Annotated in this window: 6 protein-coding genes and 1 tRNA gene; all 7 read left to right on the top strand. The window is 45.2% G+C overall.

Going from position 1 to position 11,510, the window contains the following annotated elements; all coding sequences use genetic code 11:
• Nucleotides 1-188: 188 nt before the first annotated feature.
• The 7 genes from LKD42_RS10440 (at nt 189) to LKD42_RS10410 (ending at nt 11,407) form a co-directional block, all read left to right on the top strand.
• Nucleotides 189-6,716, top strand: a complete 6,528-nt coding sequence (locus LKD42_RS10440; protein ID WP_248835653.1) for a discoidin domain-containing protein — start codon at nt 189-191, stop codon at nt 6,714-6,716.
• 75 nt (nt 6,717-6,791) lie between these two features.
• Nucleotides 6,792-6,941, top strand: coding sequence for a hypothetical protein (locus tag LKD42_RS10435; RefSeq protein ID WP_248835652.1), 150 nt, complete (start codon nt 6,792-6,794; stop codon nt 6,939-6,941).
• Between the two features lie 57 nt (nt 6,942-6,998).
• Nucleotides 6,999-7,072 (top strand) — tRNA-Pro (locus tag LKD42_RS10430).
• 394 nt (nt 7,073-7,466) lie between these two features.
• Nucleotides 7,467-8,039, top strand: coding sequence for a transglutaminase-like domain-containing protein (locus LKD42_RS10425; protein ID WP_248835651.1), 573 nt, complete (start codon nt 7,467-7,469; stop codon nt 8,037-8,039).
• 15 nt (nt 8,040-8,054) lie between these two features.
• Nucleotides 8,055-8,564, top strand: a complete 510-nt coding sequence (locus LKD42_RS10420) for a hypothetical protein (protein ID WP_147631880.1) — start codon at nt 8,055-8,057, stop codon at nt 8,562-8,564.
• A 17-nt stretch (nt 8,565-8,581) separates the two neighbouring features.
• On the top strand, nt 8,582-9,988 hold the full coding sequence (locus LKD42_RS10415) for an MBOAT family O-acyltransferase (protein WP_248835650.1): 1,407 nt from the start codon (nt 8,582-8,584) through the stop codon (nt 9,986-9,988).
• A gap of 9 nt (nt 9,989-9,997) precedes the next feature.
• Nucleotides 9,998-11,407 (top strand): alginate O-acetyltransferase AlgX-related protein, encoded by a 1,410-nt coding sequence (locus tag LKD42_RS10410; protein ID WP_248835649.1) that lies wholly within the window; start codon nt 9,998-10,000, stop codon nt 11,405-11,407.
• Nucleotides 11,408-11,510 lie beyond the last annotated feature (103 nt).

The raw sequence follows: 11,510 nt of genomic DNA, 5'->3' as shown, positions 1-11,510 counted from the left end.
AAACAGCAGAAAAACCACAGACAGCGTAAGAACTGTTCTGTGGTTTTTTGTATCGTACAGAAAAAATTACCAAAAAATAAAAAATATTCCATATGTTTTTGTAAAGAAATTTTGTATAGTTATGGTAAGCAAAATTTTGTTTTTACTAAACACAACAAAGGGAACAAAGAAAAATAAAGGAGGGCAATATGAACTACAAAAAGTATTTAAGTGGTGTTCTGGCAGCAGCGATGGTACTTAATACCGGAGCAGTGAGTGTCCTGGCAGCAGGGACTGATACGTCCGTGCAGGAAGCATCTCAGACACAGACATCATCAACACCGGAAACGGTATACGTCAATTCATATGATGGAAAGGAGCGTTCCGTTTCTTTTAACGATCACTGGAGATTTTATCTGGGAGAATTAAACGGTGCGGAAGCAGTTTCTTATAATGATTCTTCCTGGGATGATGTGACGCTTCCGCATGATTACAGCATCGACCAGGGATTTTCAACAGCAGCACCGGCAGAGCAGGAGAGCGGCTATGTGCTTGGAGGCACCGGATGGTACCGCAAAAGTTTTACACTGGATGAGAGCATGCAGGGAAAGACGGTCAGCATTGATTTTGACGGTGTTTACATGAATGCAGCCGTTTATCTGAACGGTGAAAAGCTGGGAACACATCCATATGGTTATACCCCGTTTTCTTTTGTGCTTCCGCAGGACAAACTGAAATTCGGATCGGAAGAAAACGTGATCACGGTCAAAGTAGATCATAAACAGCCGTCCAGCCGCTGGTATTCCGGTTCCGGTATTTACCGTGACGTAAAACTTACCGTTGCAGATCCGGTACATGTGGCAAATTACGGAACGACCGTGACAACCCCGGATATTGAAAGCGGAAAAGGAACCGTAAGCGTGGTAACGGAAGTACAGAATGACAGCAGCGAAGCAGCTGATGTTTCTGTAAAACAGACGGTTTATGAAAAAGGCAGTGACGTCCCGGCAGCAGAGGGCGAAAAGACAAAGGTACAGAGTGTTGCAGCGGGCAAAACAGCCAGGATCGAGGCCAGTGTCACCGTTGCAGACCCAAAGCTCTGGGATACGGAAAATCCAAACCTCTATACCGTAAAAACAGAAGTTTATGTTGGAGATACCTTAAAAGACAGCTACCATTCTGACTTTGGCTTCCGCTGGGTAAACTTTACTACAGAGAAAGGTTTCTATTTAAATGGAAAGAACATCAAACTGCACGGAGTGTCCATGCATCATGACCAGGGTTCTCTTGGATCCGAAGCCTGGGAGCGTTCTGTGGAACGTCAGGTACAGGAGTTAAAACAGATGGGAGTCAATGCCATCCGTGTAACACATAACCCGGCATCCCAGGTATTGATCGATGTGTGCAACCGTGAAGGCATCATGCTGGTGGAAGAAGCCTTTGACTGCTGGCTTTCCGGAAAAGCAGGAAATACCGAGGATTATGGTAAATGGTTCTACCAGACCATTGAGAGCGGCAACCAGATCGTAAATGGCAGAGAGGGCGAAAAATGGGCAGAATTTGACCTCAAAGCCATGGTAAGACGAGGAAGAAACAATCCTTCCATTATCATGTGGAGTCTTGGAAATGAAATCTTTCAGCAGCTGATCGACTGGAATGTAACAAGTCAGTATCCGGAAGTGGCAAAAAAACTGATTACCTGGACCGGAGAAGAAGATGAGACCAGATATGTAACCTTTGGTGACAATCAGGTAAAGAGCAATGTCTGGGCAGACAATAATCAGGTAAACACAGCACTTGTTTTTGCAGAAGCAGCAAAATATGGCGTGCCGGGAGGTCTGGTAGGATTTAACTACGGAAGCTCCGGACAGATCAGCAACGGACACAGCAGAGGATGGCTGGTCTATGGTTCTGAGACAGCCTCTTCCGTAAACAGCCGTGGCGTTTACGACAGGAAGAACAGCAACAGTGACAATGGAAGCGGAGACCGCCGACTGACTTCTTATGATAAAAGTGCAGTAGGCTGGGGACATCTGGCAAGTGCAGGGCTGTGGATCACGATGCAGCAAGAATTTAATGCAGGCGAATTTGTCTGGACAGGTTTTGATTATATCGGTGAACCGACACCGTATAACTGGCAGGGAACCGGTGCAAACGGAACCTGGCCGAACATTGCAAAGAACGCTTACTTTGGTATCATTGACACGGCAGGTATCCCAAAAGATTCCTATTATCTGTATCAGAGCCAGTGGAATGACAACGAAAATACCCTTCATGTTCTCCCGGTATGGAATGAAGAGGAGATCATGCTCGATAGCAGCGGCAAGGCAGAGGTTGTAGTTTACAGTGATGCTCCTGTTGTGAAACTTTATCTGAACGGCAAAGAAATCGGAAGTGCGACAGCGGCACACACCGATACACCGACCGGTGGTTATCAGAATTATACAAGCGGAACAGGATGTTTTGACAGCAGCAAGGCGAGCGGACATACTTCCCTGTATGCAACATTCCAGGTACCTTATGAGGCGGGAACACTGGAGGCAAAAGCATTTGAAGCAGACGGTGTGACCGAGATCAAAGACACGGACGGACGCAACGTGGCAGAGACGACCGGAGAGGGATCCAAACTTACCGTAAAAGCAGACCGCAGCGAGATCACGGCAGACGGAAAAGATTTAAGTTTTGTTGAAATCGATGTGACAGACAGAGACGGCAGAGAAGTAAACGGTGCAGAGCCGCAGATCCATGTTGCCGTAGAAGGTGACGGCAAGCTCCTTTCGCTTGATAACGGTGTTCAGAACGATACAACTTCTTACAGTGAACCGACCAGAAAAGCTGGTAAAGGAAAACTGATCGCGATCGTTCAGTCCACAAAAGATGCCGGAAGCTTTACCGTAAAGGCAACTTCAGACGGATACACTGCAGCACAGACTGTCGTTACCACAGTTGCAGACGGTAGCGGAGTGACCGGAGAAAAGACCGTTGTAAGCTATGAGATCGCAAAGAATTATTATATAAAACAGGGAACAAAACCAGTTCTCCCATCCGAAGTAAAGATCCATTATTCTGACGATACTTCTGAGACAAAGAAGATGACCTGGGATGCATTTACCGGAGAAGAAGAAACGTATTCGGTATCCGGTACGGTAGCAGATCTGAATATGCGTATCACGGTCAATGTCAGTACGATCGGCCAGACAGCAGGTATCCTGAATTATTCCGCAGCAGTCGGAAAAGATGCAGAAGTCAGTCTTCCGGCAGCCAGACCGGCAGTTCTTGCAGACGGAACAATCCTGGCAGCAGAATTTCCGGTAAAGTGGGATATTCCAAAAGATCTGACAGCGACAATCGGAACAAAGAATGTAAAAGGAACGGCAACCGTATTTGACCAGAACTTTGAAGTGACTGCAGCAGTCAGAGTTACCAATGGAGAATACAAAGACGGTGCAGAAGCCCTTGGCAACGTGCCGGAAATGTATTACAACGGTACATCCAGCAAAGAAGATGCATCTGTTGCAGATGTCCTGGCGAAACTGCAGGATGATAAGACAAGTGCTGGTGATGTGGCATGGAGCGGAAAAGGAACTCTCGATTTCCGTCTGGATACAGCGATCGAATTGAAAGGATTCACAATGTATCTGAAAGATACCGCACCGACCTCCGGAACGATCAAAATCTATGCATCCGGCGACAACGGAGTCAACTGGACGCCGGTAGAGTGCACGGTAACGAATAAAAAAGAAAAAAGTGTGACGGTTCGTACTTACAATGTAAAAGAAACCGTTTCCGAAACCTATTTCCGTGTAGAATTTACCAAAGATGCCACCCTGACGGAACTGGAAATGAACACCAGGATCCCGAGCTTTACGGTAGGATCAGAAGCAGCACTTTCCAGTCTGAAAGTGGGTGGTCACATTGCGGATGAAGCAAGCCTGAAAAAAGGCTGGTTTGGCGTAAATGAAACAGAATTTGATGCGGCAGACCTTACAGCAGAAGGAAAAGACAATGCAAGCGTGACCATTCTTGACAAAGATGCAGATGGTGTGATCCGTATCCTTATTGAATCTGAAGATCATCTGATGCGTGCCATCTATCCGGTTATACTCGGAAAAGACAATACAGCAAGCGACAGTGCTTCCGATGCATCTATGGATTATGATTACAGGAACATGACACTGCGTGCACCAAGTGAAGAAGGCAGCGGTTCTGTTGCAAAAGCGGCAGATGGAAAGACCGGTACCATCTGGCATACAAACTGGGGAAAAGGAAGTGGATCGACAGACCTTCGAAATGATCCGGATAACCGTTATTTGCAGATTGAACTGAAAGAAACAGAAAAGATCAATGCACTGCGTTATCTGCCGAGAAGCAGCGACACAAACGGTATCGTTACAGAGTACAGCATCAAAGTAAGTACAGATGGCAAAAACTGGACGGAAGTTGCAAAATCAGATGCAGACAGCACATGGAGTAAATCCGTAGAATGGAAACTGGCACAGTTTGCACCGGTCGATGCAAAATATATCCGTCTCTATGGTGTGTCAACCGTAGGACAGTCTGCAGCAGAAGTAAATAAATATATGTCTGCAGCAGAAGTAAGGGTACGCTACGCTGCACAGGAAATTTACCGTGACAATACAACCGTGACACTGGAAAACAGCAGCTTTGATTACGCAGGAAGTGCACTCGCACCGAAACCGGTTGTTACTTACAAAGCATCCGAAGATGCACAGGCAGTGACCCTGACAGAAGGCACAGACTACGAACTGAGCTACCGAAACAATACCAATCCTGGAACAGCAACAGTTGTAGTAACAGGAAAAGGCAAATATCAGGGAGTGGTAGAGAAAAACTTTACGATCAAAGCTGTTGATGCAGTTATTAGCGGTTATGAAGAAGTTACGGTAGAAACCGCAGTGAAGCAGGCTCCGGCTCTTCCTGGAACTATTATTGCATACAGCAACGTCGGCAATCAGGTACTGGAAGTAGAATGGGATGCGATTCCGGCAGACAAACTGGAAAAAGCAGGAACCTTTACAGTCGGCGGAACAGTTGTAGATACAAAAGCACGTATTATCGCAACTGTAACCGTAAGTACCGTAGTATCCAGAGATAATATTGTTTACTTTGTAGATGCAGGAGCATCTGAATTTACTGCAAAAGGACAGGAAACAGTAGAAGCAAACGCAGGAACGATCAAAAATACCGTTCCGGACCAGGCTTACAGCGAAGCGTCCGGATGGGGATTCACAAACAGCAATGATGATATGGAAGTGCACGGAAGCGGAAGTGCTTATGAAACAATCCGTAACTTCAAAGCCGGAAAGAATGGCAAGACTTTAACGTACAAGTTTGCACTGGATGCAGGAACCTACGATATTGTGGCAGGTTACTATGATCCATGGGCACAGTGGGCAGGAGATAACCGTCATGCAAAAGTATCTGTGACAACGGATGATGGCACGGAGCTGGCAAACGAGGCAGATCATCATATCAGCAGCGAAGCAAGTGTAACTTTTGAAGATGTAAAACTGGATACGGCAGGAAATATCAGCCTGAACACCATTCCTCTGAAGAGCGGTTCTGATAACTGTGATGTTATGATCAGCTATATCGTGATCGTGAAGAAGAAAGGTGCAGTTGAGCCGGTAGATCCGGATCAGCCAGATCAGCCGGTTCCGGATGAAGAAAAGAAAGCCGGTCTGAAGAATGTGATCGAGCTGGCAGAAAAACTGAATGCAGAAAATTATACAGCAGAGAGCTATGCAAAACTGACAGCAGCACTGACAGCAGCAAAAGAAGTTTATAATGCCGAGAACAAGACAGATGCAGAGATCCAGGCACAGATCACAGCGATTTTCGATGCAATCAAAGGACTGGAAAGTGCAGACAAAGCAGCAAATGAAGATCTGAAAAAACAGCTGGAAGAAAAGACAAAGCAGCTGGAAGATAAAGAGACAGAGCTGAAGACAGTAAAAGAAAATGTAACAACACTTCAGACACAGATTAAAGAGGCACAGGATCAGCTGGCAGCCCTGGAAGACAGTGCATCCCAAGAAAAAGCAGCACTTGAAAAAAAGATCGAAGATCTGACAGCAGAACTGAATACAGCAAGAGCAGAAGTCCTGACATTGAGCAGCGAAAAAGCGTCTCTGGAAGAAGAAAAAGCAGTTCTTCAGGCAGAACTGAAGAAAGTTCAGGATCAGGCAGAAAAAGAAAGTGCAGAGGCTGAGGCAGCAATCAAAAAGGCTCAGGAAGAAGCAAAGAAAGCAAGAGAAGAGATTGCAAAACTGAAAGATTCCATGACACTGAAAAACGGTGATACCGTTACCGCAGGTGGCGTACAGTACCGTGTAACCGATGCGGCAGCCAAGACAGCAGAAGCATATGGCACTGCAAAGAAGAACATCAAGAGTATCAACGTGGCAGCAACGGTAACCATCAAAGATGTAACATGCAAAGTGACTGCAGTTGCAGATCAGGCATTTGCCGGCCAGAAGAAAGCCACCAAAGCCGTGATCGGTGCAAACGTAACGAAGATCGGCAAAAAAGCATTCTATGGTGACAGCAGACTTAAGAGCATCACTGTAAAAGGCAAAAAGCTGAAAACGGTCGGTAAGCAGGCACTGAAAGGCATCAACAAACATGCAGTGGTTCGCGTACCGAAAGCAAAGAAAAAGGCATACAAAGCACTGTTCAAAGGAAAAGGACAGAAAAAAAGTGTAAAAGTAAAGTAATGAAAACACAAAAATCCTATCACACATCACCTTAAAAAATAACAGAAGATCCACAGACAGTGTAAAAACTGCTCTGTGGATCTTTTTGCTTTCAAAAATCAGCAGCTTTACTGCAGTAAAGAGTTGAAATATTTTTCTTCGGCAGTGAGTAGCAACGGTATCTTCCAAAGATGTGGTAAAAGCAAAGAAAAAATAAAAAAAATAAAAAAAACACTTGCATTTTGAAAAGAAAGATGATATATTAATGGAGCTGACGAAAACAGCAGAAAATAAAACAGAAAACGATGCGTGGCTCAGCTTGGTAGAGCGCTACGTTCGGGACGTAGAGGTCGCAGGTTCAAATCCTGTCGCATCGATTCCTTGGCAGGGGCGAGTCGAAAAATCTGGAAAGATTTTCGGCTTCTTTTTTTATTCTATGAGAGAATTGTGGGAGTACGAAGTACGGAACAATTCGTATGGATTCTTTTGACTCCAACATCATTTTGTAAATGAAAAACAGCAGTTGCATTTGTTTGAAATAAAATTCAAACAGATGCAACTTTTTTCTGTTTTTCGAAGTCTAATAAAAGCAGACGGTCATTCTGAGCATTTGCAGCTTACGGTGATTTTGTATCCATCAATGAGCGGAAAAAGTTATTTTTTGACACTCGTGTATAGTGATTACTTGTTGAAATAAGCAGATATAACGTAATATAGTAAGAATGTTCAGGAAAAATTAAGAAATAAAATGGCTATACGAGGAGAAAAAAGATGAAAAGAAATATGGCTGAAAAACTGACTGCATCTGTTCTTGCAGCGGTCCTGACCTTTGGTATGATGGCACCGCAGACGGCAATGACCGCAGAGGCAGCAGCAAAGAGCACACTTGAAAAAGATGTTCAGAAACTTGTAAAGAAGAGCAAAGCAAAGAAAGAAAAGACACAGAAAAAGCAGCTGAAAAAACTGTTCCAGTATGTAGAGAAAAATTACGGCTATGCAAGGGCGATCGGCTTTAAAAACACCAGAGGCTGGGAGAAAACATTTGCGGCAGAGATGATCAAAAACAAAAAGGGCAGCTGCTATCATTTTGCGGCTCTGTATGCATTCCTGGCAAAAGAAGCCGGTGTGAAAGCAAGGATCTGCCTTGGCAGGACCAACGGCTTTAATAAAGCAAGATGGCAGGATCATGCATGGTGTGAAGTAAAAGTCGGAAAGAAATGGTATATCTGTGATCCGAACATGGATAAATTTGCAGCAAACAGCAAAGGCAAATATTTTATGAAGACGGTTTCCTCCATGAAATCAACGTTCAAAAAATCAAAAATGATCAAAGTAAATTTTTAAGAAAAGGAAGAACAAATGAAGAAAATAAAAACACTGATCGCAGCAGCAGTTCTGGGACTTGGCGTTACCGTAAGCAGCATTTCACCGGCAGCAGTTTCCATGCAGACGGCAGAAGCAGCCACGGTAAAACAGGGACTTGTAAAAGTGAAAAACAAGTATTATTACTATAATGCAAAAGGGAAAAAAGTAAAGAACAAATGGGTTACGGTGAAAGTAAAGGGCAAAAAGCAGAAATATTATTTCAATAAAAAGGGAGCTGCCCTGACCGGGACTGCGGCAGTGAAGAACCGTCTTTACTGTTTCGACAAAAAAGGCAGACTGAATCAGAAGAAGAGCAAAAAACTGGCAGCTTACCGGCAGAATTCCGATTTTGCAGGGCTGAAAGCACTGATTGGCGAGCCGAAAAAGGCAGAATATTTTGACAGCTGTATGGGAGCCGGCATGGACGGCATCTTAAAATATCAGGGATTTACCGTGTATACCTACAAAGAGAACGGCAAAGAGATCATTCAGGGCTTTGAATGATCCGGCGGAGGTAGAAAATGGTATTCAGTTCCCTTGTATTTTTATGTATCTTTTTGCCGATTGTATTTTTAGGACATACGATTCTTCCAGGGATCCGTGCGAAAAACGCCATGCTTCTGCTGGCAAGTCTGGTGTTTTATGCATACGGGGAACCGGTCTATGTAGTGCTGATGGTCGCATCTGCACTGTGTAATTATTTATTTGCACTTTGGATCGAACGGTTTCAAGATCAGAAGAAATGGATCGTCAGTGTGGCGGTGATCCTGAATCTCGCACTTCTGGTGATCTTTAAATATGCAGGCTTTCTTACGGAGAGCGTGAATACGATGTTCGGGACGGGATTTCCGGTTCCGGACATCCGTCTGCCGATCGGTATTTCCTTTTTCACGTTTCAGGCGATGTCCTACGTGATCGATGTGTACCGTGGGGCAAACAAAGCTCAGAAAAATTTTGGAAAAGTGCTTTTGTACATATCCTTTTTCCCACAGCTGATCGCCGGCCCGATCGTCAAATATCACGATGTTGAGCAGGAAATCGAACACCGGACGCAGAGTGCCGATGGCGTAGCAAGAGGTATCCGCCGTTTTATTGCCGGTCTGTCAAAGAAAGTCCTGATCTCAAATGTGATGGGCATGACGGCAGATGCACTTTTCGGAGCAGCGGTCGGGACGCTCGGGGCAGCGACCGCATGGGTGGGGGCACTTTCTTATTTATTCCAGATTTATTTTGATTTCAGCGGCTACAGTGATATGGCGATCGGACTTGGATGGATGTTCGGATTTCATTTCAAGGAGAATTTCAACTATCCTTACAGTTCGACCAGCATCCGGGAATTCTGGAGAAGATGGCATATTTCCCTGTCCAGCTGGTTCCTGGAATATCTCTATATTCCGCTTGGCGGCAACCGAAAAGGCAAGGTGCGTACCTGCATCAATAAATTTATCGTATTTTTATGTACCGGTATCTGGCATGGAGCCAACGTAACCTTCCTGTTCTGGGGCATTTATCATGGATGTTTCCTGATGCTGGAAGAATTTGTGCCGTTTTTCCGAAAAGAAGGCGGAAAGATCAAAACCGCAGTGATGCGTATTTATACGTTGCTTGTCGTTTGCATCGGTTTTGTCTTTTTCCGGGCAGATACGATGACACAGGGCATGCAGTGGGTAAAAGCCATGTTTACCGGATTTTCAATGGGAACGGCATCGACAAGCCTGGCACTGCAGCAGCTTACACCGCTTTATCTTGTAACCTTTACAGTGGCATGCATTGCCTCCTTTCCGGTTTTTGAAAAGTGGAAAAGCGATGGCAGATATCAGGAATTCTATAACAATATGGCTTTTGTATGCAGTATCGTCGGACTTGTTTTATGCATGTTAAGTCTTGCGGGCGGCACGTACAATCCGTTCATTTATTTCAGATTTTAGGAGGAACTTATGAAGAAAAAAGGAAACATGATCTATGTCGGATTTTTCTTTGTTCTGTGTCTGATCCCAAGTGTCGGTATGCTGCTTCCGCAGACCCAGGGCAGTGCCACGGAGAACCGCAAACTTGCCCTCTGGCCGCAGCTTCGCACGGAAGAAGGATGGAATACCGATTTCCTCTCCGAGGCAGGAGAATATTTCCAGGATCACTTTGGATTCCGTCAGCAGCTTGTCACGGCAAATGCGCTGATAAATGGAAAAATATTTGGTGTATCCACAGCCGACGGCGTGATCCAGGGCAAGAACGGCTGGCTGTATTATAAAGATTCTTTAAGCGATTACCTTGGCACAGAGCCGATGAGCGAACGGGCACTTTTCAATGTAGCACATACGCTCAGTATGATGCAGGATTATACAGAAAAAAGCGGAGCGAAATTCCTTTTTACGATCGCTCCGAATAAAAATACGCTGTACGGTGAAAATATGCCGTACTACGACAGCATGATCGTTTCAGAAGATAAAAACATGGACCGGATCGAAGCGTATCTGGAAAAAGAAAATGTGAATTATGTCAATCTGAAAGAAATTTTGAAAAGTTCGGATGAAGTGCTTTATCACGAACGCGACTCGCACTGGAACAACAAAGGTGCGGCACTGGCAGGGGATGCACTGATGACAGCTCTTGACAAAGAGCACACGGATTATACGCAGGAAAGCTATGAAGAGTGCGTGGCCTTTACCGGGGATCTCGATGAGATGCTCTACCCACTGGCACTGATCGAAGAAAAAGAGATTTATTACGACAAGGCAGATGTCTTTGCCTATGTCGGGGAAGTGGAGAGCAATTTTGATCCGAAGATCACAACGGTAAATCCGGGCAGCACGGGAAGTCTGGTGATGTACCGCGATTCCTTTGGAAATGCGATCCTTCCGTTTTTTGCAAACAGCTATGCAAACGCCTACTTTTCCAGAGGTATCCCTTATCAGATGACCGATCTTGCGGAGCATCAGGCCGATACTGTGATCGTGGAGCGTGCAGAGCGATTTCTGCCGGAAATGGCAGAAAATCCGCCGCAGATGGAGGCACCGCAGCTGACGGTCGGAGCAGTTATGGATCCGGAAATGGAAGAAAATGCACGGGGCACAGTCACCGCAGAAGTGCAGGGAGATTTGGTTAAAGTCAGCGGTCTTGTGGATGAGGCAATTCTGGATACGGATTCCAGGATCGCGATTCGCAGAAACGGGGGCGATACCTTTGAAGCATTTCCGCTGACACTTGGGCAGGAAGACGGAAGCAGCTCAGATTATGGATTCCTTGCTTATTTTGCAGCAGATAGCTGGATGCAGGATCAGGAACAGATCGAGGTTCTGATCGAAAAAGACGGAACCTGGATCTTGGTCGGAACACAGAGTTTATCTTAGTCGGAGAAGACTCCCACTTCTATAAATGGCGAGCAACAAATTTGTCTTAGTGGGAGTGCAATCTCCGACTAAGATAAACGCTCCGCGAGGATGCACAGCGATT

This window comes from Hominisplanchenecus faecis (assembly GCF_020687205.1).
GTDB classification, from domain to species: Bacteria; Bacillota; Clostridia; order Lachnospirales; family Lachnospiraceae; genus Hominisplanchenecus; species Hominisplanchenecus faecis.
Note: the sequence above shows the minus strand (reverse complement) of the source record. Positions and strands in the feature narration are given on the sequence as shown.

Bases quoted from the DNA above. Each gene is read 5' to 3' on its own strand.
- LKD42_RS10440 (WP_248835653.1), top strand. From the start codon at position 189: ATGAACTACAAAAAGTATTTAAGTGGTGTTCTGGCAGCAGCGATGGTA.
- LKD42_RS10425 (WP_248835651.1), top strand. From the start codon at position 7,467: ATGAAAAGAAATATGGCTGAAAAACTGACTGCATCTGTTCTTGCAGCG.
- LKD42_RS10420 (WP_147631880.1), top strand. From the start codon at position 8,055: ATGAAGAAAATAAAAACACTGATCGCAGCAGCAGTTCTGGGACTTGGC.
- LKD42_RS10415 (WP_248835650.1), top strand. From the start codon at position 8,582: ATGGTATTCAGTTCCCTTGTATTTTTATGTATCTTTTTGCCGATTGTA.
- LKD42_RS10410 (WP_248835649.1), top strand. From the start codon at position 9,998: ATGAAGAAAAAAGGAAACATGATCTATGTCGGATTTTTCTTTGTTCTG.